This is a genomic window from Mycolicibacterium wolinskyi (assembly GCF_002101965.1).
GTDB classification, from domain to species: domain Bacteria; phylum Actinomycetota; class Actinomycetes; order Mycobacteriales; family Mycobacteriaceae; genus Mycobacterium; species Mycobacterium wolinskyi.
In genome coordinates this window covers 451,731-476,567 of the sequence record NZ_LQQA01000030.1, presented here as the reverse complement: position 1 = coordinate 476,567, position 24,837 = coordinate 451,731, and the positions used below count along the sequence as shown (strand labels likewise).

The window sequence follows — 24,837 nt, the reverse complement described above, 5'->3', positions numbered from 1 at the left end:
GCACGACAAGGTATTTCGAGTCAGCAAAGGATACGAAACGTGCGTGTAGATGTTCTGACTGCGGCCGCAATCGCCATGATGCCGATGTTTTTCGCGATCGGCACCCCGCCGGCATCGGCCGAGCCGTGTCCCGACGTGGAGGTCGTGTTCGCCCGGGGCACCGGTGAGCCGCCCGGGGTCGGGCCGACGGGGCAGGCGTTCGTCGACTCCCTGCGCCAACGGGTCGGCGACAAGACACTCGGGGTCTATCCGGTCAACTACCCCGCGACCGACCAATGGACCACCGGTGTCGACGGTATCCGCGATGCGGGTGCCCACGTCACGAGAATGGCCGCCACGTGCCCCGACACCAAGATGGTGTTGGGCGGGTACTCGCAGGGCGCGGCCGTCATGGGCTTCGTCACCTCGGCTGCCGTACCCGACGGGGTCGATCCCGCGACCGTGCCCAAACCGCTGGAGCCCGATATCGCCGAGCACGTCGCGGCCGTCGTGCTCTACGGGACGCCGAACCTCCGGGCGATGAACTTCCTCGGTGAACCGCCCGTCATCATCGGCCCGGAGTACGAGCCGAAGACCCTCAAGGTGTGCGCCCCCGAGGACTTCGTCTGCTCGGACGGGCTGAATTTCGCCGCGCACACCTCCTACGGCTATGACGGTCTGATCACCCAAGGGGTCGATTTCGCCGCGAGCCGCCTCGGGTTGGAACCCGGCCCACCGGCGGCGCCACCCGCTCAATGGGACCAGCTACCCGCACCACAGGCTCCACCGGCACCCGCACCACCCGCACCGCCGGCGCCCGCACCACTCGCAACGCCCTAACCGACCCGGTCGATGAGCAGCGGCGGGTCCGCCGGCGCGGATTCGCCGACGGACCATGCGCCGTCGAGTTCGGCGAGTGCGGCGGGAAACCGGTCGGGGGTGTCGGTGTAGAGGCTGAACAGCGTCTCACCCGCGGACACCGGCTCCCCCGGACGGCGATGAATGCGCACCCCCGCACCGAATTGCACCGGCTCACCGGGCTGAGCCCGGCCGGCACCGAGCCGCCACGCGGCCATGGCGACACCCATGGCGTCGATGTCGCCCATGACGCCGTCGCGCGGCGCGGTCACGGTTTCGGGAGCCGATCCGACGGGAAGGGGTTGGCTCAGGTCACCACCCTGCGCGGCGACCAGTGCGCGGAACCGGTCCATGGCCGACCCGTCGCGCAGTGTGTCGGCGGGGTCCACGCCGTCGATCCCGGCCGCGTCGAGCATCTCGGTGGCCAGTGCCAGTGTGAGGGCGACGACGTCGTCCGGCCCACCGCCGGACAACACCTCCAGCGACTCGGCCACCTCCACCGCATTCCCGACAGCGCGCCCGAGCGGCCGGTTCATGTCGGTGAGCAGAGCGCGCGTCGGGACGCCGTTGGCGTTTCCGAGCTCGACCATCGTGCGGGCCAGCTCGCGCGACTCGGGTTCGGTCTTGAGGAACGCCCCGCGGCCCACCTTGACGTCGAGTACCAGGGCGCGCGCACCTTCGGCGAGCTTCTTGCTCATGATCGAGCTGGCGATCAGTGGCAGCGAGTCGACCGTCGACGTGATGTCGCGCAGCGCGTAGATCTTCCGGTCGGCGGGCGCGAGCTCACCGGCTGCGAAGATCGCCGCGCCGACATCGCGAAGTTGTTGCCTGATCCGGTCTTTCGACAACTCGGCGGAGAAGCCGGGAATCGATTCCAGCTTGTCGAGTGTGCCGCCGGTATGGCCGAGCCCGCGCCCGGAGGCTTGCGGGACGGCCCCGCCGCACGCCATGACCACCGGCAGCAGCGGAATGGTGATCTTGTCGCCGACGCCTCCGGTGGAATGCTTGTCCACCAAGGCAAGTGGCCGTCCGTCGCGCCGAAGGTCGGTGAAGTCGAAGCGCTCCCCCGACGTGATCATGGCCGCTGTCCACCGCACGATCTCGGCCGGCGTCATGCCCCGCAGGAAGATCGCCATCAGGAGCGCCGACATCTGTTCCTCGGCGACCCGGCCGTTGGTGTAGGCGTCGATCACCCAGTCGATCGCCGCATCGGACAGCGCACCGCCGTCGCGTTTGGCGCGGATCACCGACGGAGCGTCGAACTGCGTTACTGCACTTGAGGTATCGATGGCGGACTCCTATTTTCCCGACTCGGCGACAAGGCCCGTGAGCAGTGTGCGCATGGCCCATTCGAAGTCGTCGTCCTCGGGCGGCGCGCCCTGCAGGTGCCCGAATGGGTGGCGGCTGAGCAGGTGACCGATCAACAGCCGCCACAGTGCGCGGTAGCCGCGCTGCGCGACGGTGTCATCGAGGCCGAGTTCGCGTAGCAGCGACATGCACCGGTCGGCCACCGGCTGCGCCGACGACACCGTGTGCTCGCCGTCGGCGATGAGGGGCGCCCCCCACGGATGGGCGACGAGGTAGTCGCGCATCGCCAGCCATTGCGCGATCAACCGCGCCTCGGGCCGACCCGCCACCTCGACCAAGGGATAGCCGGCGGCCAGGTCCTCGGCGAGCAGGTTCAGCACTTGCCGACGATCGGCGATGTGGCGGTAGAGCGAGGCCGGCCCGGTGCCAAGTTCGCGGGCGATCCGGCGACACGTCACCTCCGGCAGGCCTTCCGCGTCGGCGACCCGCCAGGCCACCGCCCTGATCGTGTCCCTGCTCAGCACAGGGCGCCCGCCGCTCACGTGGATCCCCATGCGAACGGTGTTCGCGTTAAGCTGTCCGCGCTTGCCGCGAACAGTGTTCGCACCCGTCTTCGCAGCGCGATCAGGAGATCGATGGACGTCATCGCCAGCCAGCATGCCCCATCCCCGCAGGCGCGTCACCGACCGGCACACGTGCTGACCGCGGTTTCGGCGGTGGTCGTGTCGTACGGGCTGATGCAGACCATGCTGGTGCCCACAATCGGCGTCCTGCAGCGCGATCTGGACACCACCACGGGCGCCGCCTCGTGGGCCGTGCTCTCGGCGATGCTGCTCGCCAGCGCCGTCATCACGCCCTTGGCGGGCCGGCTCGGCGACCGCTACGGCAAGCGCCGGATCCTGCTGTGGATGCTCGCGGTCTATCTCGCCGGAACCCTTGGTGCGATCGTCGCGCCGAGCATCGGCGTGCTGATCGCCTGCCGCGCCGTCCAAGGAGTCGGCCTGACACTGTTGCCGCTGTCGTTCGCCGTGATGCGCGACGCGCTCGCGCCCGAGCGCGTGCACGCCGGCATCGCCTTGGCGTCCGGACTGGTGACCGGCACGGCCGGGCTCGGCCTGCTCGTCGGCGGCCTCGTCGTCGATCACGGGTCGTGGCGCTGGCTGTTCGTGATCGGTGCCGGCCTCGTGATCACCGCGCTCGCGATGACCGCGCGGTGGATTCCCGAGGGCGGCGAGCGCCATCCCGGACGCCTCGACCTCCCCGGCATGGCATTGATGACGGCCGGGCTCATCGCGGCACTGCTCCCCATCACCCAGGGCCCCACGTGGGGCTGGCGGTCACCGTCGGTCATGGGATTGTTCGGCGCCGCACTCGTCTTCCTGGTGGCGTTCGGCGTTGTCGAGTCGCGCGTCGCCCATCCGCTCGTCGACCCCTCGTTGATCACCGAGCGTCCGCTTGCCGCAGCACATCTGGGCGCACTGCTGCTCGGCGTCAATCAGTTCGCGGTCTACGTGTTGGTGCCGAAGCTCGCCGAACTGCCCGCGACGGGCAGCCCCGGCTTCGGGTTGTCGGTCACCGGCGCGGCACTGATTCTGCTGCCCGGCACCCTGCTTACCGTGCCGGCGAGCTGGACGACACCGTGGCTCGAGCGGCGCATCGGCGTGCGCGGGCCGCTGGTTGCCGGCCTGGCAGTCGCCGCGATCGGTGCGACGCTTCTCGCGCTCGCGCACGGCACCGTGTGGCAGGCCGTGCTGAACTACGCGATCGCCAGCGCGGGTTGGGGGTTGGCCATGGCGTCGCTGCCGCGGATGGTGAACGCCGCCTGCCCGCAGGCACAGAGCGGCAGCGCCAACGGAGTCAACACCGTGGCGCGAACCGTCGGCGGCGCGGTCGGCGGGCAGCTCGCCGCAGCCCTACTCGCCAGTAACACCGCGTCGTTCACCGGGCTACCGACGAGTAACGGTTTCTCAGCAGCATTCTTGGTCGCCGCGGGCGTCGCGGCGGCGGGCGCGATCGCCGTCCCGCTGCCGACGTTCCGGAGCCGTCGCGAGACCCGGAGCCGTTGAACCGCTTGGCGTTACCGTCGCGCCAGATCGTCGGGACCGAAGGCATCGGGCAGCAGCTCGCGCAGTGGGCGCGGACCCTGCGGATGGTCGATGAGCAACTCCGGCCCGCCGTGTTCGAGCAACACCTGCCTGCACCGCCCGCACGGCATCAGCAGACCGCCGTCGGGGCCCACACACGTCAGCGCGAGGAGCCGGCCACCGCCTCCGGAATGGAGGGCGCAGACCACAGCGCACTCGGCACAGAGACCTAGGCCATATGAGACATTCTCCACATTGCATCCGGTCACGATCCGGGAATTGTCGACCAGTGCCGCGGCACCGACCGGAAATCCCGAGTAGGGCGCATATGCGCTCGATGACACCTCAATCGCCTTGCGCCGCAAGACATTCCAGTCAATTTCGATGGTCATACCGGCACCGCCACTTCGGTTCTGAATGCATTCCGAAAATACCAATTCCCGACCCGCGCAGTAGGATAGGTAAGCCTAACTTTGCCCTGCTGAGCGCCCCGAACCGCTCCACCGTAGTTCGTTCGGTACTACAAATGGGTTTAGAGTCGCCCCGAGGTTTGGGGCTAGTCGACAGACCGGTCCCAGACGTCCACCGATGGCGTTGGAGGGACAAGTGAGTACGCAGACGGAGGTACCGGCTCCGCAACCCAGGAAATTGCGCCGGCGCACCCTTTATCGCGGTGATCCGGGAATGTGGTCCTGGGTGCTGCACCGTATTACCGGTGCCACCATTTTCTTTTTCTTGTTCGTCCACGTCCTTGATACCGCACTCGTGCGCGTGAGCCCAGAGGCTTACAACGCGGTCATCGAGACGTACAAGACGCCGATCGTCGGGCTGATGGAAATGGGCCTGGTCGGCGCGGTGCTGTTCCATGCGCTGAACGGCATCCGGGTCATCCTCATCGACTTCTGGCAGCAGGGCCCGCGCTACCAGCGGCACATGCTGGCCGTCGTCGCCGGCGTCTTCCTCATCGTCCTCATCGCATCACTGGGAGTTATCGGCATGCACATGGTGGAGCGGTTCCTGTGAGCGCGCCAGGAGCCGGCGAATCCCGGCTGGGGCGTCCCGCGCCCGTCATGGAACGTGAGCACGACCGCCCGGCCGCGCTCGATCACCCCCGCGCCCCCCGCAAGCCGCGCGGCATCCCGTACTTCGAGAAGTACGCCTGGCTGTTCATGCGGTTCTCCGGTGTGGCACTGGTGTTTCTGGCGCTCGGCCACCTCTTCGTCATGCTGATGTGGCAGGACGGCGTGTACCGCATCGACTTCAACTACGTCGCGCAGCGCTGGGCCTCGCCGTTCTGGCAGATCTGGGACATGGCGCTGCTGTGGTTGGCAAACCTGCACGGCGCCAACGGCATGCGCACCATCATCGGCGACTACGCCCGCAAGAACACCACCAAGTTCTGGCTGAACTCGCTTCTGTTGCTGGCGACGGGATTCACGTTGGTGCTCGGCACCTACGTCCTGGTCACCTTCGACGCGAACATCGGGGGTTAGGCAAATGATTCAGGAACATCGCTACGACGTCGTCATCGTCGGCGCAGGCGGCGCGGGCATGCGCGCCGCGGTCGAAGCCGGGCCGCGGGCCCGCACCGCAGTGCTGACCAAGCTCTACCCCACCCGCTCCCACACCGGCGCGGCCCAGGGCGGCATGTGCGCCGCGCTGGCCAACGTCGAAGAGGACAACTGGGAGTGGCACACCTTCGACACCGTCAAGGGCGGCGACTACCTCGCCGACCAGGACGCCGTCGAGATCATGTGCCGCGAGGCCATCGACGCGGTCTATGACCTCGAGAAGATGGGGATGCCGTTCAACCGCACCCCCGAGGGCCGCATCGACCAGCGCCGCTTCGGCGGGCACACCCGCGACCACGGCAAGGCCCCGGTCCGCCGCGCCTGCTATGCCGCCGACCGCACCGGCCACATGATCCTGCAGACGCTGTACCAAAACTGCGTCAAGCACGACGTGCAGTTCTTCAACGAGTTCTACGCACTCGACATCGCGCTGACCGACACGCCCGCCGGGCCGGTCGCCACCGGCGTCATCGCCTACGAACTGGCCACCGGTGACATCCACGTCTTCCACGCCAAGGCGATCGTGTTCGCCACCGGCGGGTCGGGCCGGATGTACAAGACCACCTCCAACGCCCACACCCTGACCGGTGACGGCCTGGGGATCATCTTCCGCAAGGGACTTCCCTTGGAAGACATGGAGTTTCACCAGTTCCACCCGACCGGCCTTGCCGGTCTCGGCATCCTGATCTCCGAGGCCGTGCGCGGCGAGGGTGGCCGGTTGCTCAACGGCGAGGGTGAACGGTTCATGGAGCGCTACGCGCCCACGATCGTCGACCTCGCGCCGCGCGACATCGTCGCCCGCTCGATGGTGCTCGAGGTCCTCGAGGGCCGCGGCGCCGGGCCGAACAAGGACTACGTCTACATCGACGTGCGCCACCTCGGTGAGGACGTGCTCGAGGCCAAGCTGCCCGACATCACCGAGTTCGCCCGCACCTACCTGGGCGTCGACCCCGTCAAGGAGCTCGTGCCGGTCTACCCGACCTGCCACTACGTCATGGGCGGTATCCCCACCACCGTCCACGGTCAGGTGCTGCGCGACAACACCAACGTCATCCCCGGCCTGTACGCCGCCGGTGAATGCGCGTGTGTTTCGGTGCACGGCGCGAACCGCCTCGGCACCAACTCGCTGCTCGACATCAACGTGTTCGGCCGCCGCGCCGGAATCGCCGCCGCCGAGTACGCCCAGAACCACAACTTCGTCGACATGCCGGAGAACCCGGCCGAGATGGTGGTCGGCTGGGTCGGCGACATCCTCTCCGAGCACGGCAACGAGCGCGTCGCCGACATCCGCACCCAGCTCCAGCAGTCGATGGACAACAACGCCGCGGTGTTCCGCACCGAGGAGACGCTCAAGCAGGCGCTCACCGACATTCACGCGCTGAAGGAGCGGTACTCGCGAATCACCGTGCACGACAAGGGCAAGCGCTACAACAGCGACCTGCTCGAGGCCATCGAGCTCGGCTTCCTGCTTGAGCTCGCCGAGGTCACCGTCGTCGGTGCGCTCAACCGCAAGGAGTCGCGCGGCGGCCATGCGCGCGAGGACTACCCCAACCGCGACGACACCAACTACATGCGCCACACCATGGCCTACAAGCAGGGCACCGACCTGCTGTCCGACATCCGGCTGGACTACAAGCCCGTGGTCCAGACGCGCTACGAGCCGATGGAGCGTAAGTACTGATGAGCGCACCCGTCATAGACAAGCCAGAGACCGGCGACCCGGAGCTGCCGCCCGTCCCCGAGGGCGCGGTCATGGTCACGCTGAAGATCGCCCGCTTCAACCCGGACAATCCGGACGCCGCAGGCTGGCAGAGCTTCCGCGTGCCGTGCCTGCCCAGCGACCGGCTGCTCAACCTGCTGCACTACGTGAAGTGGTACCTCGACGGCACGCTGACGTTCCGCCGGTCCTGCGCCCACGGCGTGTGCGGTTCGGACGCCATGCGGATCAACGGCGTCAACCGGCTGGCCTGCAAGGTCCTCATGCGCGACATGCTGCCCAAGAAGGCGGGCAAGCAGCTGACCATCACCATCGAGCCCATCCGCGGCCTGCCCGTGGAGAAGGACCTCGTGGTGGACATGGAGCCGTTCTTCGACGCCTACCGCGCGGTCAAGCCGTTCCTCGTGACCAGCGGCAACGCGCCCACCAAGGAGCGCATCCAGAGCCCGACCGACCGGGCCCGCTACGACGACACCACCAAGTGCATCCTCTGCGCGTGCTGCACCACGAGCTGCCCGGTGTACTGGAGCGAGGGGTCCTACTTCGGGCCAGCCGCGATCGTCAACGCACACCGGTTCATCTTCGACTCACGTGACGAGGCGGCCGCCGAACGGCTCGACATCCTCAACGAGGTCGACGGCGTGTGGCGCTGCCGCACCACGTTCAACTGCACCGAGGCCTGCCCACGTGGCATCCAGGTGACCCAGGCGATCCAGGAGGTCAAGCGCGCGTTGATGTTTGCGCGCTAAGTCTTTGTACTCGAACGTGAAGAAGATCGCGAGAATCCTCGAGAATCTCGCGATCTTCTTCACGTTGGACGCCCTGCTTTTTCCAGAGCCGCGCGGGTACGGGTGATGATGGCGCGTTGGCGATAGCGCAACAGGTCATTGCCCACGCGGATGATGTTCCAGCCGAGCTCGCGATATTCCGCGTCTTGGTCGATGTCCTTTGTCCGCTGTCTCGGGTCGGTCCAGTGCTGAATGCCGTCGTACTGCACGCCGACATTCCAGTCAGGCCACCCCATATCGATGCGCCCTACCAGTTCACCCCAATGCCCGAACACTTCGATCTGGGTCTCGTCGGGTCGCATGCCCTCCTCGGTGAACAGCAACCGGAGCCTGGTCTCCTGCGGCGATTCGGCGCCGTAGTCAGCGAGGTCGAGCACCTGTCTTAACTGCACGAGGCCGCGCGCGCCGCGGTGGGTATCGACAAGCGCTTGTATATCAACAAGTTTCAGATCACAGGCCTGCAGCAGCGCGTCTACCCGCACGACGGCTTCCGTCAATCCTGGCCTGCGGCCCAGGTCGAAAGCAGTCCTGGCAGGCGTCGTGACCCGGATTCCCCGGACCATCCGAACCTCGTCGTCGGTCAGTCGGTCGCTGTGCAGGACGATGCCAGCGGTTTCGTGCCGGCTGGAGTGGTTCAGCTCGGCGGGATGCCTGGCGTCGATCCATTTCGATCCAAGGAGCGCGGCCGCCGACAACCCGGCCACGGTTGCGCGTCGCCCCGACCACAGCCATGCCGCGACGGCCTTGTCGACCGGGGTCAGCTTCGCGCCGCGCGGGACGTAGACATCCCGGTGCAGCATCTCGTAGCGGGTGGTCAGGTGGTATCGGTTGAGCTTGCCCGCGGCCAACGCCTCCGAACCCAGAAACGGCATAAAGGTAGGACGCAACGCGGGTCAGTGCCGTTCCATCGCCCGCCAACGTGAAGAAGATCGCGAGGTTTGGCCGGAATCTCGCCATCTTCTTCACGCTCGGCTGTCACACATCGCGTGGCTGTCTCGTCAGACAGGTATGACACCGAGAATCGCTCCCCTGCCCCCCAAACAAGCCGGCCTGATGACCCGCATGATGTACAGCTTCGCCAAGCGCAAGTTCGGTGAGGTGCCGGAACCGTTCACCGTGGCAGCCCACCACCCGCGGCTGCTGATCGCCAACGCCGCCCATGAGGGCCTGCTGGAAAGCGGCTCGAAGAAGCTGCCGGCCAACGTGCGTGAACTGGCGGTGTTCTGGACGGCCCGTACCGTCGGCTGCTCGTGGTGTGTGGACTTCGGGTCCATGCTCATGCGACTCGACAACCTGGACGTGGACCGGCTGAAGTCGATCGACGACTACGCGACGTCACCGTTGTTCACAGACGACGAGCGTGCCGCGATCGCCTACGCCGACGCCATGACGAAAGACCCGCACACCATCTCCGACGAGCAGGTCGCCGATCTGCGCCGCCGGTTCGGCGACGACGGCGTCATCGAGCTGACGTATCAGATCGGTACCGAGAACATGCGCGCGCGGATGTACTCGGCGCTGGGCATCACCGAGCAGGGTTTCAACTCTGGGGATGCGTGCCGGGTTCCGTGGGCCGACCAGCCCGAGCAGGCGTGATCTCGATGAAAGCCATTGCCACACCGAAGGTTTGACTGCCCCGGTCGAGGCTTCGCTCGAACAGTTTCATCGGCAGGCTCCAGTTGGCGGCGATGACGGCGTCGGCGTGCGCGTGTTCTTCCTCGGGCAGGATGCGCGCCACGCCGGCGACCACCGGGCCGCTGGGCTTGCCACGCAGATTGCTGCCCACCACAAGCACATTCGGGTTGTTGCGGACGCGCTTGACCTTGGCGGTGGACGCGTCGGTGCGGACGTAGAGTTTGCCGTCGGCGACACCGTGGTTGATGGGGCTCGGGACGGCTTCGCCGGATTTCTTGAACGTCACCAACACGATCTGGCGGTAGCGGTCGAACCCGGTGAAATCGGTCGCCGTCGGCTCGCCGATGCCGAACGCGTCGCGGTGACGCATCTTGTCCATGCCGCGGAACATGAACCTGCCGAACGTCTGCCCGAGATTGCCCGGATCGGTCGGCATCATGCCGCACCACCGCGCAGCGGCGAGCCGGTGAACTTGTCCGGGTTCGCGATATCCCATACGGCACAGACTTTTCCGTCCCGGACGGTCATCGCGGTGATGCGCGGCATCAGTTCCGGATAGCCGTCGACGGGTGGCGCGCCCGGTGTGTAGGCGCCCAGCTCGCCGTTGACCCGAACCATCTGAGTGCCGGCCAGCCAGTTGGGCCCGTAGCGGCGGGCGAGTGAGAACAGGAACCGGGCGACCTTTTCCGGCCCGTTGATGACGCGCGGTGCCGTCGGCGCCCGGCGGTTGGAGTCGCCGGTGAACGTGACGTCCGGATGCAGAAGGCGCACAACGCCTTCCATGTCGCCGGCAGCCAACGCCGCCATGAGCGCTCCGGCGACCTCGTTGTGCGTGTCGTCGGTCACCGGCGGCGGGGTGTCGGCCGCCGCGCGGCGGGCCCGCGACGCCAGCTGGCGCGCGGATGCCGCGCTGACACCGAGCACGTCGGCGATCTCGGAGAACGGCACACCGAAGCCGTCGTGCAGGACGAACGCCACGCGCTGGTCGGGGGTCAGGCGTTCCAGCACCACCATGGCGGCAAAGCGGGCGTCCTCGCCGGCAACCACTGCCGCCAACGGATCGTTGCCGTCGAACCCGGTGACGACCGGCTCAGGCAGCCACTCCCCGACGTAGGTTTCCCGCCGGTGCGCGGCTGACCGGAGCCGGTCCAAACCGAGCCTGCTCACCACCGTGGTCAGCCAAGCGCGAAGGTCGTTGATCTCCCCGCGGTTGGCCTGCCACCGGATCCAGGCGTCTTGCACGATGTCCTCGGCGTCGGCGAATGTGCCGGTGAGCCGATAGGCCACGGCCAGCAGATGTGGCCGTAGGTCTTCGAACTCACCGACCCGAGCGCTCGCGGTCATGGCGCAAGTCTAGGTAGGTCCGTCTACCCCCGGCGGATGAGCTTCTTGTTGACGAATTCGTCGATGCCGAAGCGGCCGAGTTCGCGGCCGAAGCCGGAGCGCTTGACCCCACCGAACGGCAGCTCGACGCCGTCGGCGCCGACGACGTTGACGAACACCATGCCGGCGTCGATGCGGTCGGCGACCCGCGCGGCCTGCTCCTCGTCGGTCGTGAACACGTAGGAGCCGAGACCGAACGGGGTGTCGTTGGCCAGTTCGACGGCCTGCTCTTCGGAGTCCACTTTGTAGACCGTGGCGACGGGGCCGAACAGTTCCTCGCGGTAGGACGGCGAGTCGGTGGAGACCTCGGTCAGCACGCCCGGCGGGAAGTAGGCACCCTTACGCTCGCCCGCCTTCACGAGCTTGGCACCGTCCGCGACGGCGCGGTCGACCTGTTCGGCCAGCCGCTCGGCCGCGGCCACCGAGGACAGCGGCGCCAGTCCGTCGGCCTGTGCGAGCACCTTGTCCGTGAACTTGGTCAGGAACTCGTCGTAGATGTCGGACGCGACGATGAACCGCTTGGCGGCGTTGCAGGCCTGGCCCGTGTTCTCGAACCGGCCGGCGACGGCTGCCTCGACGGTGGCGTCGAGGTCGTCGGTGGACAGCACGATGAACGGGTCCGACCCGCCCAGCTCCAGCACGACCTTCTTGAGGTTGCGTCCGGCGATCTCGGCCACCGCCGCACCCGCACGCTCCGACCCGGTGAGCGAAACGCCTTGCACGCGTGGGTCGGCGATCGCCTCGGCGATCTGCTCGTTGGTGGCGTACACGTTGACGTAGGCGCCCTCGGGGAACCCGGCGTCGTCGAAGATCTGCTGGATCGCGGCGGCCGATTCGGGGCACTGCGGGGCGTGCTTGAGCACGATGGTGTTGCCGAGCGTCAGGTTGGGCCCGGCGAACCGCGCCACCTGGTAGTACGGGTAGTTCCACGGCATGATGCCCAGCAGCACGCCGACCGAGCTGCGCCGGATCAGCGCGCTGCCCTCACCGTCGAGCAATTCGATCGGCTCGTCGGCGAGGAACTTCTCGGCGTTGTCGGCGTAGTACTCATAGATCGCGGCACTGAAATCCACCTCGCCGAGCGCCTGCTCCAGCGGCTTGCCCATCTCACGCTGAATGATCGCGGCGAGCTCGTCCCGGCGCTCGACGTGCAGTTTGGCGACCTGCTTGATCAGTGCGGCGCGCTCGGCCACCGTCGAGTTCTTCGACCATTCCCGGTGGGCCTTGGCGGCGGCGGCCAGCGCCTGCTCGATCTGCTCGTCAGTGGCCGTCGGGTACTCGCGCACCACGTCGCCGGTCGCCGGATCGATTACTGCGTACAAACTCATACCCTGTCCTTGGTAGCTGTGTTTAATGCCACAAAACCCTCCCGGCAGTTATATACGGCTCAACTCCGGGCTGCAAGAGCGATCAGGACCGACGCGTGAATACCGTACGGTGCCAGTCCTTTTCGGCCACACCGGTGATGTCGCTCATGACGTGCTTGATGGTGAGGTACTCCTCGAACGAGTAGTCACTCATGTCTTTTCCGAACCCTGACGCGCCGACGCCGCCGTGCGGCATCTCGCTGATGATCGGGATATGGTCGTTGATCCACACACAACCCGCGTTGATCTCCCGCGACGCCCGCTGCGCGCGGTACACATCGCGGGTCCATGCCGAGGCCGCGAGACCGTACACGGTGTCGTTGGCCTGGCGGATCGCGTCGTCGTCATCGGTGAACGGCCGCACCGTCAGCACCGGACCGAAGATCTCGTCGCGGTAGACCTCCGAGGATTCGGACACGTCGGCGATCAGCGTCGGCCGATAGAACGACCCGGGCAGATCCGGCGCCGCACCGCCGGTGACGATGCGCCCGCCCTGCTCGGGCGCGCGCGCCACCATGCCCGCGACCTTGTCGCGATGCGCGGCGGTGATCAACGGCCCCAGGTCGGTGTCGGGATCGTGCGGATCGCCGACCACGACCTTGCTCATGACCTCGGCGACGCCCGCGACGAAGTCGTCGTAGAGGTCGCGGGCGACAATGGCGCGGGTGGCAGCGGTGCAGTCCTGTCCGGTGTTGATCAGCGCCCCGGCGACCGCGCCCTGGATCGCGGCATCGAGATCGGCGTCGTCGAACACCACGAACGGCGCCTTGCCGCCCAGCTCAAGCTGGGTACGGTGGCCGTGCACGGCCGCGGCGGCCATGACCTTGCGGCCGACGGCCGTCGACCCGGTGAACGTCACCACGTCGACGTCGCGGTGTCCGGCCAGTGCGGTTCCGACGTCGGAGCCGGCCCCGGTCACGACGTTGAAGACGCCGTCGGGCAGCCCCGCCTCGGTGGCCAGCCGAGCCAGCGTCAGGGTGGTCAGCGGCGTGATCTCGGCCGGCTTGATCACCACCGAACAACCGGCCGCCAGCGCCGGGATGACCTTCCACACCGCCATCTGCAGCGGGTAGTTCCACGGCGTGATGGTGGCGACGACGCCGACGGCCTCGCGCCGGATGCTCGACGTGTGGTCGCCCGAGTACTCCGCGCTCGCCTTGCCCTCCAGATGGCGGGCCGCGCCCGCGAAGAAATCGATGTTGTCGATGCTGCCCGGCACGTCGAATTCCGATGCCAGCCGCACGGGCTTACCGGTCTGACTGACCTCCTCGGCCACCAGCTGCTCGGCGTTCTCGTCGGCCAGTTTGGCGAGCTTGGCCAGCACCGCCGAGCGCTCCGCGGGCGTTGCGGACGACCATTCGGGCAATGCGGACCGGGCCGCGGCTACCGCGGTGTCCACATCGGCGGGCGTACCCAACGCATATTCGGCAACCGTGTTCCCGGTCGCCGGATCGATGATGGAATGGGTAGGCCCAGTGGTCGACGCCGGGGCACCATTGATCCAACTGCTCGCAACATTCACCGCCACACTCATGGCCCAACGCTAACCGATGCTTCAAGGGTTCGGCTACGTATTCCACTGGCATAGGCACCCTCAAACAAACGATTTCATCGATACGGTTGCCCCAAACGACGGATTCCGTGCACAATCGGTGCATGACCAACCCTGATGGTCACGAGCTGGCGCCCGTCCCCTTGCGCGTGAACCACTCTCGACCGGGTGCCTTCCAGCTCGACGAGCTGTCGAAGGCGATCATCGAGAAGTTGCAGCAGGACGGCCGCCGTTCCTATGCCGGAATCGGCAAGGCCGTCGGCCTCTCCGAGGCCGCGGTGCGCCAACGCGTGCAGCGGATGGTCGACGCCGGTGTCATGCAGATCGTCGCCGTCACCGATCCGATGCAACTGGGATTCGCACGCCAGGCGATGATCGGCATCCGCTGCACCGGGGACACCACCAAGCTCGCCGAAAAGCTCGCTCACATCGAGCAGGTCGACTACGTCGTGCTGACCGCAGGTTCCTTCGACGCCATCTGCGAGGTGGTCTGCGAAGACGACGACAGCCTGCTCGAACTACTCAACACCGAAATCCGCGCATTACCGGGAGTGATATCCACCGAAACCCTCGTTTACTTGAAACTCGTTAAGCAGCAATACAATTGGGGAACGCGATGACTAGCGTAGATATCACTGAAGCGACGTCCACAGACTTGGGCGCCAAGGCAAACCGCCACCTGTGGGGCCATTTCGCCCGGCACGGGGAAGGCATCACCCCGCCGATCATCACCCGCGGCGAGGGCGTACGAATTTTCGACGACCGGGGCAAGAGCTACATCGACGGCCTGTCGGGCCTGTTCGTCGTTCAGGTGGGGCACGGCCGCAAGGAACTGGCTGAGGCCGCCGCCAAGCAGGCCGAGACCCTGTCCTTCTTCCCGCTGTGGTCCTATGCGACCCCGCCGGCGATCGAATTGGCCGAGCGCGTGGCCTCTTTCGCGCCCGGCGACCTCAACCGGGTATTCTTCACGACCGGTGGCGGCGAGGCCGTCGAGAGCGCATGGAAGCTGGCCAAGCAGTACTTCAAGCTGACCGGCAAACCTGGTAAGCACAAGGTGGTTTCGCGCTCGATCGCCTACCACGGCACACCGCAGGGCGCGCTCGCGATCACCGGCATCCCGGCCTTCAAGGCCCCGTTCGAGCCGCTGACCCCCGGTGGGTTCCGCGCCCCGAACACCAACTTCTACCGTGCCCCTGAGGAATACGCGCACGACGAGAAGGCGTTCGGCCGCTACTGCGCCGACCGCATCGCCGAGGCCATCGAGTTCGAGGGTCCCGACACCGTCGCCGCAGTATTCCTGGAGCCCGTGCAGAACGCCGGTGGCTGCTTCCCGCCGCCGCCCGGATACTTCGAGCGGGTCCGCGAGATCTGCGACGAGTACGACGTGCTGCTCGTGTCCGACGAGGTGATCTGCGCCTACGGCCGGATCGGTTCGATGTTCGCGTGCAACGACTTCGGCTACGTCCCTGACATCATCACCAGCGCCAAGGGCCTGACGTCGGGCTACTCGCCGCTCGGCGCGATGGTCGCCAGCGACCGTCTGTTCGAGCCGTTCAACGACGGCAAGACCACCTTCGGGCACGGCTACACCTTTGGCGGACACCCGGTTTCGTCGGCGGTCGCACTCGCCAACCTCGACATCTTCGAGCGTGAGGGTCTCAACGACCACGTCAAGACCATGGCGCCGGCGTTCAAGTCCACCCTGGAGAAGCTCTACGACCTGCCGATCGTCGGCGACGTGCGCGGTGAGGGCTTCTTCTACGGCATCGAGCTGGTCAAGGACAAGACCACCAAGGAGACGTTCAACGACGAAGAGTCCGAGCGGCTGCTGCGTGGCTTCCTCACGCCCGCGCTGTGGGAGGCGGGCTTGTACTGCCGCGCCGACGACCGTGGCGACCCAGTCGTGCAGCTCGCGCCGCCGCTGATCAGCGGGCAGGCCGAGTTCGACGCCATCTACGACATCCTGCACGGCGTGCTCAGCGAAGCGGGCAAGATGCTGTAAAGGGCTAGATGTCAGGACGGCCGGGCGGAGATCCGCCCGGCCGTTCTCATTTCGGGCGTAGCGTCATCGGCGTGTCACGCAAACCGCCGATCGATCCCGTCCGCTGGACGCCACCGCCCGTCGACGACCTTCCCGAGTTCGGCCCGGCCGAGCTGACCATCGTGCCCATGCCAGGGGACGGACCCGAAGACGTCGTCGCCGATGCCGACGGGCACCTGTGGACGGGGTTGGTCGACGGACGCATCGTTCGGGTCTCCCCCGACGGTGGCGCCACCGTCGTCGCCGAAACCGGCGGCCGGCCGCTCGGCATGCATGTCGCCCGTGACGGGCGTGTGTTGATCTGTGACAGCCACCGCGGGCTGCTCGCGCTCGATCCGGCGACGGGCATGCTGTCCACGCTGGTGGAATCAGTGCAGGGCCGCCCGCTGATGTTCTGCTCGAATGTTACCGAAACAGCGGACGGCACAATATATTTCACGGAGTCGACGAGCCGGTTTCACTATGAGCATTTCGGCGCCGCGGTCCTGGAGGCTCGCGGCAGCGGCAGTCTGTTCCGCCTCGGCACCGACGGCGCGGTGACCACGCTCGTCGACGGGCTGTACTTCACGAACGGCGTCACGGCGACCGCCGACGAGTCGGCGCTGGTGTTCGCCGAGACTCAGGGCCGACGACTTTCCAAATACTGGCTCACGGGCCCACAAGCCGGCACGGTCACACCCCTGGCCGTGAATCTGCCGGGCATGCCCGACAACATCTCCACCGGATCCGACGGGCGCATCTGGGTGGCCCTGGTGAGTCCGATCAATCCGGCCGCCGAAAAGCTCGCGCCCCGTTCACCCCTCCTGCGTCAACTGATCTGGCGGTTGCCGCAAGCACTTCAGCCCCGGATCAAATCCCAGGTGTGGGTGGTCGCGTTAGACCCCGATAGCGGTGCGGCCGTCAGCGGTGTTCGATGCAAGCACCCGGAGTTCGGTGTCGTCACGGGCGTGTGCGAGTCGGGCGACCGGCTGTGGATGTCGACGATCGAGTATCCGGCGCTCGCGTATACCCATCTTTAACACCAGTCACACTTGTCACAGCGTGGCAAACCGGAAATCCGGGCCGGATCGCCTAACCTTCGGACACGATGGCGACCTTGCGGAGGACTTCACAGCGTGGGCTGGGCGCGCTGGCGGCACTGGCGATGCTGGCCGGTCCGGCGTTGATGGGTGCCGGCGTGGCAGGCGCCGACCCGGCGCCCGATTGCGCCTACCGCGTCACCACACCCCCTGCCGTCGACGCCTCCGAGGTGCCGAAACCGGGTGATCCCACGCCCGGACCGCTGCCGGTTCCCGTCAAGACTGTTGGCGGTGAGGCACTGTCGGGTTGCGGTGTCATCACCGCGGCCGACACGCCACCACTGCCCAACGACGTGTCCGCCGAAGCCTGGGTGGTCGCCGACCTCGACACCGGCGACGTCATCGCCGCCAAGGATCCGCACGGCCGGCACCGCCCCGCCAGCGTCATCAAGGTGCTGGTGGCCATGGCTGCGCTCAACGAGCTGAACCTCAACAAGCGCGTGGCCGGCACTCAGGACGATGCGAACTCCGAGGGCACCCGCGTCGGTGTCGGCCCCGGCGGCCAGTACACGATCAATGACCTGCTGCACGGCCTGCTGATGCACTCGGGCAATGACGCCGCCCACGCGTTGGCCGCCCAGCTCGGTGGCATGGACACCGCCATGCAGAAGATCAACGTTCTTGCGGGCAAGCTCGGCGGCCGTGACACCCGCGCCGCGACCCCTTCGGGCTTGGACGGTCCGGGGATGAGCACCTCGGCCTATGACGTCGCGTTGTTCTACCGCTACGCCTGGCAGAACCCGGTGTTCGCCGACATCGTCGCCACGAAGTCATTCGATTTTCCTGGGCGCGACGGCAATCCGCCGTATCCGGTCGAGAACGACGTCAAGCTGCTCTACAACTACCCGGGGGCCCTCGGCGGCAAGACGGGCTACACCGACGATGCCGGGCAGACGTTCGTCGGCGCCGCCGAACGCGACGGCCGGCGCCTGGTCGCGGTTCTGCTGAGAGGCACGCGGGTGCCGATCGCGCCGTGGGAACAGGCCGCCCGCCTTCTCGATTACGGCTTTGCGACCGCGCCGGGCACCAAGGTCGGCACGCTCGTCGACCCCGATCCGTCGCTGAAACCGCCCAAACCCGAAGAGCCGTCGGCAGCTCAGGCCGCCGGGGTGATCCCACCGGCCGACGCGCTCCCGGTGCGCGTGGGTGTGGGCGTCGTCGGGTCGATCATCGTGTTCATGCTGATCCTCGGTGCCCGGCAACTGAATCGCCGCGCCATCCGCTGAGTTTCGCGAGCAGACGCTCCGGTACCCGACATCGTCTTGTTTCGGGTACCGGAGCGTCTGCTCGGCCAAAGAGTCTTGCCAAGATCTGACCGATCGGTCTAATCTCGGACCATGCGGTCGGAACGTGCGAAGACGTTTACCGAACAAGCTCGACGCCGCCAGATCATCGACGCGGCGACCGAGGTGATCGCGGAGTCCGGATATGCCCAGACCTCGCTCGCCCGCATCGCCGCACACATCGGCGTCGCCAAAAGCGTTGTGCTGTACCACTTCACGACCAAAGCCGAGATCATCGAGGCGGTGTTCGTCGACATCTTCGAGCGCGGTGCGGCGGCGATCGTGCCCGCCGTCGTCGCCGAGACGTCCGCGTCGGCCAAGCTAGCGGCCTATATTCGGACCAACATCGCGTTTATCGCCGCGAACCGGTCGACCGCGGTCGCGATGCTCGAGCTGATGGCCGGTTTCCGTGACGAGAACGGCCTGCGGCTGGATCAAGCGGCCGCCAAGGCCGTACAAGAACATCCGCCGACCGGCGACCTCGCCGCGCTGGATCCCCAGACGATCTTCGACGACGGTCTCAAGAACGGCGAATTCCGCGAACTGTCACCGGTGTTCATGAAGCACGCGCTGCGTGGTGCGCTCGACAGCGCCGCCGCCGAATATGCCCGCGATCCCGACTACGACGTCGTCGGCTACGGCGAACAGGTGGTCGCACTCTTCGAACGGGCGACTGAGCCATGAGCACCATCGGCATCATCGCCATCGGAAGCCGCGGCGACGTCGCTCCGCTCACCGGACTGGGCGTGCGCCTGCAAGAGGCGGGGCATCGCGTCATCGTGGTCGCGTATGCGGCGTTCACCGACCTTGTGACCGTCTGCGGCTTGGAGTTTCGTGGGCTGGACGACCACGCCGCCGATCTGTCGGACGTCGCGCCGCGGGAGGCCGCGAAGGCCATGGCGACGTTTTTCGCACCAAGCGGCATGCGGGCGCTGGGCGAGGATGTGCTTGCCGCGTTGCGCGACGAGCCGCTCGACCTGCTGATGCTCTCGCCGTTCGCCGAACTGGTCGGCCATCCGCTCGCCGAGGCGCTCGACATCCCGAGCGTCGGCGTTCGGCTGCAGCCGTTGTCGGCCACCGCGGACCATCCGCCTGCCGTGCTGGGCGCCTGGAGCGCCGGGCGTTACGGGAACAAGTCGGCCGCCCGGCTCGGCGAAGTGGTGATCGACCGGGTGTACAACAAGACGGTCAACGGTTTTCGCGACGAACTCGGTCTGCCGAAGGCGTCGGCGAGGGCACTGCGACGCCGCCGCACCGAAGCGCAGTGGCCCATTCTCTACGGCTACTCGCCCACGGTCCTGCCGCGGCCTGCCGACTGGCGGCCAGGCATCGACGTCGTCGGTTACTGGTGGCCGGCCCGCCCGGCCGGGTGGCAACCGCCCGCCGATCTCGCGGATTTCCTGCAGGCGGGGCGGGCTCCGGTGGTCATCGGTTTCGGCAGCACCGTCAACAGTAAGGCCGAGGCCGAGCGGCTGTCCGACCTTGTCACACAAGCGGTTCGATCCGCCGGCGTCCGCGGTGTGATCCAGGCGGGCTGGGCCGGGCTCGACGTGTCCGGAGACGACGTGATCGCCGTCGGCGACGTGCCACACGACTGGCTCTTCCCGCACGCTGCTGCCGTCGTCCACCACTGTGGCGCGGGCGCCGCGGCAGCCGGGTTACGCGCCGGCATCCCGACCGTCTCCGTACCCGCCGGTTACGGCGACCAACCGTTCTGGGCCAGGCGGCTTTTCGCGCTCGGCGTTGGGCCTGAACCGATCTCGTCACGTCGGCTGACAGTTGACGCCTTGACAGCCGCGATACGTAAGGCGTTGTCGCAGAGCAGGTTCAAAGAGAATGCGCGGCGCCTCGCCGATGCCCTGGACGCCGAAGACGGTGCCGGCAAGGTCGTACAGATCGTAGAGCTCACCATGGCCCGATGACGTATTCGAGTAGGGCCAAGGACAGCGCGCCGACTACAGCGATCGCAAAAGACGCCGCGACGGCATGGCGCGTGGCTGCGGCCGTCCTAGCCAACAACGCACCGGCCGCGCCGCCAAACGCACCAAGAACGACGAAGCCACCCAGCGCAAGGTAGAACACCGATGCCAGCGCCGCCGCGGGCATCCCGCCGACACCCGTCACATACTCGGCGAACGGGATCGGAAACCGGTACACCGCAGCGACAATGGCGGCGGCCAGGGGTGCGAAGCCGACGGCGGCTACGGCGCCCACCAGAGCCAGCCGAAGTCTGGACGGCGGTCTTCCCGACATAGTCCTCCTCGCCCAGTGTTGGCTTATGTACGAATTTTCCGCGAGATCTCGAACACAAGCCAACGTTCGGCGAGTGTCTAGAGCCACCGCCGCAACAGCGCTTCGGCGCCCCAGCAGAGCCGCTCGATTGCCTCCGCCGCCGGCAGTGCCTGGTTCACCATCCCGACACCCTGCCCGGCGTTGACCGATGAACCGCGGAGCACTCGCTCGGGAATTGTTGGCGGCCAACGATATCCGGCTGCGACGTCGAATTCGCGGGTGAGCTCGGTCTCGGTGCCCGCCAACAGCGCGTCACGAGCAGCGTCCGGCGTCAACGCCTCGGCGCACGTGGTGAATACGGTGCCCAGCCAGGCCGCGGCGGCGCCGGCCGCGAGCACCGCGGCCACGCTGCGCGGTGACGTGATCCCGCCGGCGGCCAGCACCGGTAACTCCACCGCGTCGAGTACCTCGGCCAGGAGCGGCAACGTGCCGGCCTTGGGTTCACCGTGCCCGCCACCCTCGGCCCCGCGGGCCACGAGGACGTCGACACCGGCATCGACGGCACGACGCGCCGCGTCGACCGTGGGCACCTGCGTGGCGACTTTGACTCCGGCATCGTGGGCGCGACGCACCCAGTCCCAGTCATCGCCGAAGCTGACGCTGAGCAGGGTTGGCTGAGCGGCCAGTGCGATCTCGAACAGCTCCGGCCGGTCCACCATCACCCAGTGCACGAGGCCGATGCCGAAGGGGCGGTCGAGGCCTTGCAGGATCGCGAGTTCGCGTCGCAGTTGGTCAGGCGTGGCGGCGCTGCCCATCCCGACCATGCCGAGACCGCCCGCGGTCGACACCGCGGCGGCCAGCCGGCCTCCTGCGGCCCCGCCCATCGGTGCGTTGACGATCGGTACGTCGAGGCCCATGGCCGTCGACCAAGTGGTTGCCAAGGTCACAGCCAGGCATGTTACGTCGTTGTTACAATGAATGTCGCCAGCACATGGCACCGGACGAGGCGGCACCGTACCCGGCCAGCGACAAGACGGGCCTTGGGAGGTGCGTCATGGCTTGGCTGATTCTCGTCGTCTCAGGCGTTCTGGAAGCGGTCTGGGCGACTGCGCTCAGCAAGACCGAGGGCTTCACAAAGCTCGGACCATCCGTGGTGTTCGGCGTTGCCCTGATCCTGTCGATGATCGGCCTGGCCATCGCGATGCGAAGCCTGCCTCCGGGCACGAGCTACGCGGTCTGGGTCGGTATCGGTGCGGTGTTGACCGTCACCTATGCGATGTTGACCGGCGGTGAATCCGCGTCAGTGATCAAGGTGTTGCTCATGCTCGGCGTGGTCGGCTGCATCGTCGGCCTCAAGGTCGTCAGCCACTAGCGCCGTGATCGCACCATTGTCACGTTGGAGTGGCTGCCGAACGCCGGCGTCACTCTGGCGTGACAATGGGCGGGAAATCGCAATCGCTAGCGCCGAATGAACCGTGAAAAGCCCAGTGCTCCAACCGCTCCCGCAGCGGCCGCGGCCAGGACACCGGGCAGACCGACGCCCTCGCGCACCTGCACGCGGGTGGTGATCAGGGCGGGGTCCGGCGGCTCGACCGGCGCGGCCTCCAGGCTTTCCCTGGACGTCGCGGCCCATGCGGTGGCGAACAGGATCAACCGTGCGGTGATATAGGCGAACACCATGAGACCGAGCACCGGGCCGAACGTCGCGCCCGCGGGCCCGCTCAGGACGGACTGCAGGTAGATCGACGCCACCTGTTTGAAGATCTCGAAGCCCACCGCCGCGAGCAGACCCGCGCGGATCGAACTGCGGAACGGGACGGACTCGCGTGGCAACCGGGCGATGATCCAGGTGAAGAGCAGCCAGGAGATCCCGATCGACACGAGGAGTGACACGATCCGCAGCCCGCCGGTGATGCCCGCGAGATTGCCGAGGCCGACCCACTCCAGCACCCGGCGCATCAAAGCCGGATCGCCGAGTGCGGTGAGGGCGATCGTGACGACCATGGCGAGGAACGCACTCACGAGCGCCAGCAGGTCCGAGAGCTTGTTGCCGACGAACCCGCCCTCTTGATGGTGTTGCTCCCACATCTGGCTGAGTGCCTCACGTAGGTTTGCCATCCAGCCCAGACCGGCCCAGGCCGCCGTCGCGAGGCCGATCACGCCGACGGTGCCGCGCGAATCGATGGCCGAGTTCATGAGCGTCACGAGTTGCTGGCCCAGATCGCCGGACACCGCGCCGCGGATCCGGTCCTCGATCTCAGAAAGCAGTTCGGGCCGGCGGGACAACAGGAAACCGGCGACGGCGAACCCGACCATCAGCAACGGGAACAACGCGAAGATCGTGAAGTAGGTGATCCCGGCGGCGTAGAAGTTGCCGTTGCAGTCGGTGTATCGCTGCTGGGCACGCATCACGTGGTCGAACCACGGATAACGGGCGCGCAGCCGATCGAGAATCCCCGGTTTCTCCTGCTCGTCCACCGCCGACCCTCCCCTGGCGCTTACGACGTTTGCTGAAGAAACCCTATCTTGTCGTAGACGCGTGCGAGAGTCTTGCCCGACACCTGTTTTGCGCGATCCGCTCCCGCAGCCAGAATCGATTCCAGTTCGGCCCGGTCAGCCAGCAGTTCGTCGACCCGTGTCTTGATGGGTGTGACGAACTCGACGACCACCTCAGCGGTGTCTTTCTTGAGATCGCCGTACCCGCGGCCGGCGTACCCCTCGACGAGCTTCTCGATATCGGTTCCGGTGATTGCGGACTGGATGGTCAGCAAGTTGGAAATACCCGGTTTGGCCTGCGGGTCAAACCTGATCTCCCGTTCGCTGTCGGTCACCGCGGAGCGGATCTTCTTCGCCGTTGCCTTGGGATCGTCGAGCAGGCTGATCAAGCCGGCGTCCGTTGCCGCGGACTTGCTCATCTTCGCCGTCGGGTCCTGCAGGTCGTAGATCTTGGCGGTTGCCTTGGGGATCATCGCCTCGGGCACCACGAAGGTGTCCGGGAACCGGGCGTTGATCCGCTGGGCAACGTCACGGGCGAGTTCGAGGTGTTGCCGCTGATCCTCGCCGACCGGAACGACGTCCGTGTCGTAGAGCAACACGTCGGCAGCCATGAGCACCGGGTAGGTGAACAGGCCGACGGTCGTCGCGTCCGCACCCTGCTTCTGCGACTTGTCCTTGAACTGCGTCATGCGCGACGCCTGGCCGAAGCCGGTGAAACAGCCCAGCACCCAAGCGAGTTGGGTGTGTTCGGGCACATGGCTCTGGACGAACACGGTGCTGCGGGCCGGATCGATGCCCAGCGCGAGATACTGCGCGGCGGTGACCAGGGTGCGCCGGCGCAACGTTTCGGGATCCTGCGGAATGGTGATCGCGTGCAGGTCGACGACGCAGAAGAACGCGTCGTAGCCGTCCTGCAACTGCGCCCAATGCGTCACCGCGCCCAATGCGTTGCCGAGATGAAGTGAGTCCGAGGTGGGTTGGGCGCCCGAGAAGACGACCTGTTTGCTTCCGCTAGTCATGATGTATTCGATTTTCGCACTGGTGTCATCCGGTTTCTTCGCGGGTCAGCTGTGCCAGCACCCGTAGGAACGCCTTCCGGTCGTCGGTGGTCAGTTCACCGAGCCATCGCTCCTCGCCGCGCTGGATCTCGGCCTGCACCGCATCCTTGAGGTCACGGCCGGCGGCGGTGATCGCCAACAGCCGGACCCGGCGGTCATCGGGGTCGGGTTGACGGTCGATGAGCCCGCGTTGCTGCAGTTCGTCGAGCGTGCGGATGATGCGCGTCTTGTCGGCGCCGATCGCCTCGGCGAGCGCGGCCTGCGTGCGCATCGACGACCGGTCCAGCGCGCACAGCACGACGTAGCCCCACATCGTCACGTCGTGCGCCTCGAGCACCGGCATCTCGGCATCGATGAGCTCGCGCAGCAGCGGGGCCAGCATGGCTGCCAGGTCAGGACGTCGTGG

At 67.0% G+C, this 24,837-nt stretch carries 27 protein-coding genes and 1 riboswitch; of the genes, 14 read left to right on the top strand and 13 right to left on the bottom strand.

The window, feature by feature from the left end; all coding sequences use genetic code 11:
• The first annotated feature begins 75 nt into the window (after positions 1–75).
• A complete protein-coding gene (locus AWC31_RS25990) occupies positions 76–819 on the top strand; it encodes a cutinase family protein (protein ID WP_110775257.1) in 744 nt (247 codons plus the stop codon).
• On the opposite strand, the gene AWC31_RS25985 is transcribed toward AWC31_RS25990, so the two are convergent.
• Together AWC31_RS25985 and AWC31_RS25980 are read right to left on the bottom strand one after the other, a co-directional pair.
• Positions 816–2,126 (bottom strand): thymidine phosphorylase, encoded by a 1,311-nt coding sequence (locus AWC31_RS25985; protein WP_085146853.1) that lies wholly within the window; start codon positions 2,124–2,126, stop codon positions 816–818. The two genes, AWC31_RS25990 and AWC31_RS25985, sit on opposite strands and share 4 nt — an antisense overlap.
• A 9-nt stretch (positions 2,127–2,135) precedes the next feature.
• Positions 2,136–2,642 carry a TetR/AcrR family transcriptional regulator gene (locus AWC31_RS25980; RefSeq protein WP_234790687.1) on the bottom strand — a complete coding sequence of 169 codons (507 nt, stop codon included), beginning with the start codon at positions 2,640–2,642 and terminating at the stop codon, positions 2,136–2,138.
• 138 nt (positions 2,643–2,780) lie between these two features.
• Between AWC31_RS25980 and AWC31_RS25975 the strand changes: the two genes are divergently transcribed.
• Positions 2,781–4,211, top strand: a complete 1,431-nt coding sequence (locus AWC31_RS25975; RefSeq protein ID WP_085146851.1) for an MFS transporter — start codon at positions 2,781–2,783, stop codon at positions 4,209–4,211.
• A gap of 11 nt (positions 4,212–4,222) precedes the next feature.
• On the opposite strand, the gene AWC31_RS25970 is transcribed toward AWC31_RS25975, so the two are convergent.
• Positions 4,223–4,621 (bottom strand): cytidine deaminase, encoded by a 399-nt coding sequence (locus AWC31_RS25970; RefSeq protein ID WP_085146848.1) that lies wholly within the window; start codon positions 4,619–4,621, stop codon positions 4,223–4,225.
• Positions 4,622–4,817: 196 nt separating this feature from the next.
• Here AWC31_RS25970 and sdhC point away from each other — a divergent pair, with 196 nt between their 5' ends.
• From sdhC to AWC31_RS25950, 4 genes are read left to right on the top strand one after another with little or no spacing between them, the layout of a single operon-like run.
• Positions 4,818–5,252 (top strand): succinate dehydrogenase, cytochrome b556 subunit, encoded by a 435-nt coding sequence (gene sdhC / locus AWC31_RS25965; protein WP_085146846.1) that lies wholly within the window; start codon positions 4,818–4,820, stop codon positions 5,250–5,252.
• Between the two features lie 47 nt (positions 5,253–5,299).
• On the top strand, positions 5,300–5,722 hold the full coding sequence (locus AWC31_RS25960) for a succinate dehydrogenase hydrophobic membrane anchor subunit (protein WP_275082853.1): 423 nt from the start codon (positions 5,300–5,302) through the stop codon (positions 5,720–5,722).
• A 4-nt stretch (positions 5,723–5,726) separates the two neighbouring features.
• Positions 5,727–7,481, top strand: coding sequence for a succinate dehydrogenase flavoprotein subunit (gene sdhA, locus AWC31_RS25955; protein ID WP_085146844.1), 1,755 nt, complete (start codon positions 5,727–5,729; stop codon positions 7,479–7,481).
• Positions 7,481–8,266 carry a succinate dehydrogenase iron-sulfur subunit gene (locus tag AWC31_RS25950; protein WP_067843019.1) on the top strand — a complete coding sequence of 262 codons (786 nt, stop codon included), beginning with the start codon at positions 7,481–7,483 and terminating at the stop codon, positions 8,264–8,266. The genes sdhA and AWC31_RS25950 overlap by 1 nt, the downstream gene beginning before the upstream one ends.
• A 59-nt stretch (positions 8,267–8,325) precedes the next feature.
• Here the strand turns inward: AWC31_RS25950 and AWC31_RS25945 are convergent, their stop codons facing one another.
• Entirely contained in the window at positions 8,326–9,177 is an 852-nt protein-coding gene (locus tag AWC31_RS25945) for a type IV toxin-antitoxin system AbiEi family antitoxin (protein ID WP_067843016.1), read from the bottom strand.
• A gap of 136 nt (positions 9,178–9,313) precedes the next feature.
• On the opposite strand from AWC31_RS25945, the gene AWC31_RS25940 reads away from it, so the two are divergent.
• Positions 9,314–9,901, top strand: coding sequence for a carboxymuconolactone decarboxylase family protein (locus AWC31_RS25940; protein ID WP_085146842.1), 588 nt, complete (start codon positions 9,314–9,316; stop codon positions 9,899–9,901).
• Here AWC31_RS25940 and AWC31_RS25935 read toward each other — a convergent pair.
• The 4 genes from AWC31_RS25935 to AWC31_RS25920 all read right to left on the bottom strand — a co-directional run bounded on the left by AWC31_RS25935 (position 9,846) and on the right by AWC31_RS25920 (position 14,224).
• On the bottom strand, positions 9,846–10,379 hold the full coding sequence (locus AWC31_RS25935) for a PPOX class F420-dependent oxidoreductase (protein WP_409371574.1): 534 nt from the start codon (positions 10,377–10,379) through the stop codon (positions 9,846–9,848). The two genes, AWC31_RS25940 and AWC31_RS25935, sit on opposite strands and share 56 nt — an antisense overlap.
• Positions 10,376–11,284, bottom strand: coding sequence for a sigma-70 family RNA polymerase sigma factor (locus AWC31_RS25930; protein WP_067843010.1), 909 nt, complete (start codon positions 11,282–11,284; stop codon positions 10,376–10,378). The genes AWC31_RS25935 and AWC31_RS25930 overlap by 4 nt, the downstream gene beginning before the upstream one ends.
• Positions 11,285–11,307: 23 nt before the next feature.
• Positions 11,308–12,651, bottom strand: coding sequence for an NAD-dependent succinate-semialdehyde dehydrogenase (locus tag AWC31_RS25925; protein ID WP_085146840.1), 1,344 nt, complete (start codon positions 12,649–12,651; stop codon positions 11,308–11,310).
• A gap of 82 nt (positions 12,652–12,733) precedes the next feature.
• Complete coding sequence (locus AWC31_RS25920; RefSeq protein WP_085146838.1) at positions 12,734–14,224, bottom strand: gamma-aminobutyraldehyde dehydrogenase; 1,491 nt, start codon at positions 14,222–14,224, stop codon at positions 12,734–12,736.
• Positions 14,225–14,346: 122 nt separating this feature from the next.
• On the opposite strand from AWC31_RS25920, the gene AWC31_RS25915 reads away from it, so the two are divergent.
• The 6 genes from AWC31_RS25915 to AWC31_RS25890 all read left to right on the top strand — a co-directional run bounded on the left by AWC31_RS25915 (position 14,347) and on the right by AWC31_RS25890 (position 20,567).
• Complete coding sequence (locus tag AWC31_RS25915) at positions 14,347–14,862, top strand: Lrp/AsnC family transcriptional regulator (protein ID WP_067843000.1); 516 nt, start codon at positions 14,347–14,349, stop codon at positions 14,860–14,862.
• Positions 14,859–16,244, top strand: coding sequence for an aspartate aminotransferase family protein (locus AWC31_RS25910; protein WP_067842997.1), 1,386 nt, complete (start codon positions 14,859–14,861; stop codon positions 16,242–16,244). Before AWC31_RS25915 ends, AWC31_RS25910 begins: the two co-directional genes overlap by 4 nt.
• A 71-nt stretch (positions 16,245–16,315) precedes the next feature.
• Entirely contained in the window at positions 16,316–17,302 is a 987-nt protein-coding gene (locus AWC31_RS25905; protein WP_234816994.1) for an SMP-30/gluconolactonase/LRE family protein, read from the top strand.
• Between the two features lie 68 nt (positions 17,303–17,370).
• Complete coding sequence (locus AWC31_RS25900; protein WP_085146834.1) at positions 17,371–18,588, top strand: D-alanyl-D-alanine carboxypeptidase family protein; 1,218 nt, start codon at positions 17,371–17,373, stop codon at positions 18,586–18,588.
• 111 nt (positions 18,589–18,699) lie between these two features.
• Entirely contained in the window at positions 18,700–19,329 is a 630-nt protein-coding gene (locus AWC31_RS25895; protein WP_085146832.1) for a TetR/AcrR family transcriptional regulator, read from the top strand.
• Positions 19,326–20,567, top strand: a complete 1,242-nt coding sequence (locus tag AWC31_RS25890) for a glycosyltransferase (protein ID WP_085146830.1) — start codon at positions 19,326–19,328, stop codon at positions 20,565–20,567. Before AWC31_RS25895 ends, AWC31_RS25890 begins: the two co-directional genes overlap by 4 nt.
• Here the strand turns inward: AWC31_RS25890 and AWC31_RS25885 are convergent.
• Complete coding sequence (locus AWC31_RS25885) at positions 20,551–20,898, bottom strand: hypothetical protein (RefSeq protein ID WP_133060226.1); 348 nt, start codon at positions 20,896–20,898, stop codon at positions 20,551–20,553. The genes AWC31_RS25890 and AWC31_RS25885 overlap by 17 nt on opposite strands.
• 77 nt (positions 20,899–20,975) lie before the next feature.
• Positions 20,976–21,794, bottom strand: coding sequence for a nitronate monooxygenase (locus tag AWC31_RS25880; protein WP_085146826.1), 819 nt, complete (start codon positions 21,792–21,794; stop codon positions 20,976–20,978).
• 61 nt (positions 21,795–21,855) lie between these two features.
• A riboswitch (guanidine-III (ykkC-III) riboswitch) is annotated at positions 21,856–21,919 on the top strand.
• Positions 21,920–21,931: 12 nt separating this feature from the next.
• On the opposite strand from AWC31_RS25880, the gene AWC31_RS25875 reads away from it, so the two are divergent.
• Positions 21,932–22,249 carry a DMT family transporter gene (locus AWC31_RS25875; RefSeq protein ID WP_085147319.1) on the top strand — a complete coding sequence of 106 codons (318 nt, stop codon included), beginning with the start codon at positions 21,932–21,934 and terminating at the stop codon, positions 22,247–22,249.
• A gap of 86 nt (positions 22,250–22,335) precedes the next feature.
• On the opposite strand, the gene yhjD is transcribed toward AWC31_RS25875, so the two are convergent.
• Genes yhjD through AWC31_RS25860 form a run of 3 tightly spaced genes read right to left on the bottom strand, consistent with a single transcriptional unit; the run spans position 22,336 to position 24,813 of the window.
• Positions 22,336–23,355, bottom strand: coding sequence for an inner membrane protein YhjD (gene yhjD / locus AWC31_RS25870; protein WP_085146823.1), 1,020 nt, complete (start codon positions 23,353–23,355; stop codon positions 22,336–22,338).
• 20 nt (positions 23,356–23,375) lie between these two features.
• Positions 23,376–24,392: a tryptophan--tRNA ligase gene (gene trpS, locus AWC31_RS25865; protein WP_067842970.1), complete on the bottom strand. Its 1,017-nt coding sequence runs from the start codon at positions 24,390–24,392 to the stop codon at positions 23,376–23,378.
• A 25-nt stretch (positions 24,393–24,417) separates the two neighbouring features.
• Positions 24,418–24,813, bottom strand: a complete 396-nt coding sequence (locus AWC31_RS25860) for a MarR family winged helix-turn-helix transcriptional regulator (protein ID WP_085146821.1) — start codon at positions 24,811–24,813, stop codon at positions 24,418–24,420.
• Positions 24,814–24,837: the final 24 nt, after the last annotated feature.

Coding starts and splice junctions, on each gene's coding strand:
- AWC31_RS25860 (WP_085146821.1), bottom strand. CDS start 24,813: ATGCTGGCCCCGCTGCTGCGCGAGCTCATCGATGCCGAGATGCCGGTG.
- AWC31_RS25890 (WP_085146830.1), top strand. CDS start 19,326: ATGAGCACCATCGGCATCATCGCCATCGGAAGCCGCGGCGACGTCGCT.
- trpS (WP_067842970.1), bottom strand. CDS start 24,392: ATGACTAGCGGAAGCAAACAGGTCGTCTTCTCGGGCGCCCAACCCACC.
- sdhA (WP_085146844.1), top strand. CDS start 5,727: ATGATTCAGGAACATCGCTACGACGTCGTCATCGTCGGCGCAGGCGGC.
- AWC31_RS25945 (WP_067843016.1), bottom strand. CDS start 9,177: ATGCCGTTTCTGGGTTCGGAGGCGTTGGCCGCGGGCAAGCTCAACCGA.
- sdhC (WP_085146846.1), top strand. CDS start 4,818: ATGGCGTTGGAGGGACAAGTGAGTACGCAGACGGAGGTACCGGCTCCG.
- AWC31_RS25880 (WP_085146826.1), bottom strand. CDS start 21,794: ATGGGCCTCGACGTACCGATCGTCAACGCACCGATGGGCGGGGCCGCA.
- AWC31_RS25895 (WP_085146832.1), top strand. CDS start 18,700: ATGCGGTCGGAACGTGCGAAGACGTTTACCGAACAAGCTCGACGCCGC.
- AWC31_RS25925 (WP_085146840.1), bottom strand. CDS start 12,651: ATGAGTTTGTACGCAGTAATCGATCCGGCGACCGGCGACGTGGTGCGC.
- AWC31_RS25990 (WP_110775257.1), top strand. CDS start 76: ATGATGCCGATGTTTTTCGCGATCGGCACCCCGCCGGCATCGGCCGAG.
- AWC31_RS25875 (WP_085147319.1), top strand. CDS start 21,932: ATGGCTTGGCTGATTCTCGTCGTCTCAGGCGTTCTGGAAGCGGTCTGG.
- AWC31_RS25935 (WP_409371574.1), bottom strand. CDS start 10,379: ATGATGCCGACCGATCCGGGCAATCTCGGGCAGACGTTCGGCAGGTTC.
- AWC31_RS25900 (WP_085146834.1), top strand. CDS start 17,371: ATGGCGACCTTGCGGAGGACTTCACAGCGTGGGCTGGGCGCGCTGGCG.
- AWC31_RS25940 (WP_085146842.1), top strand. CDS start 9,314: ATGACACCGAGAATCGCTCCCCTGCCCCCCAAACAAGCCGGCCTGATG.
- AWC31_RS25970 (WP_085146848.1), bottom strand. CDS start 4,621: ATGACCATCGAAATTGACTGGAATGTCTTGCGGCGCAAGGCGATTGAG.
- AWC31_RS25910 (WP_067842997.1), top strand. CDS start 14,859: ATGACTAGCGTAGATATCACTGAAGCGACGTCCACAGACTTGGGCGCC.
- AWC31_RS25885 (WP_133060226.1), bottom strand. CDS start 20,898: ATGTCGGGAAGACCGCCGTCCAGACTTCGGCTGGCTCTGGTGGGCGCC.
- AWC31_RS25915 (WP_067843000.1), top strand. CDS start 14,347: ATGACCAACCCTGATGGTCACGAGCTGGCGCCCGTCCCCTTGCGCGTG.
- AWC31_RS25930 (WP_067843010.1), bottom strand. CDS start 11,284: ATGACCGCGAGCGCTCGGGTCGGTGAGTTCGAAGACCTACGGCCACAT.
- AWC31_RS25960 (WP_275082853.1), top strand. CDS start 5,300: ATGGAACGTGAGCACGACCGCCCGGCCGCGCTCGATCACCCCCGCGCC.
- AWC31_RS25920 (WP_085146838.1), bottom strand. CDS start 14,224: ATGAGTGTGGCGGTGAATGTTGCGAGCAGTTGGATCAATGGTGCCCCG.
- AWC31_RS25950 (WP_067843019.1), top strand. CDS start 7,481: ATGAGCGCACCCGTCATAGACAAGCCAGAGACCGGCGACCCGGAGCTG.
- AWC31_RS25975 (WP_085146851.1), top strand. CDS start 2,781: ATGGACGTCATCGCCAGCCAGCATGCCCCATCCCCGCAGGCGCGTCAC.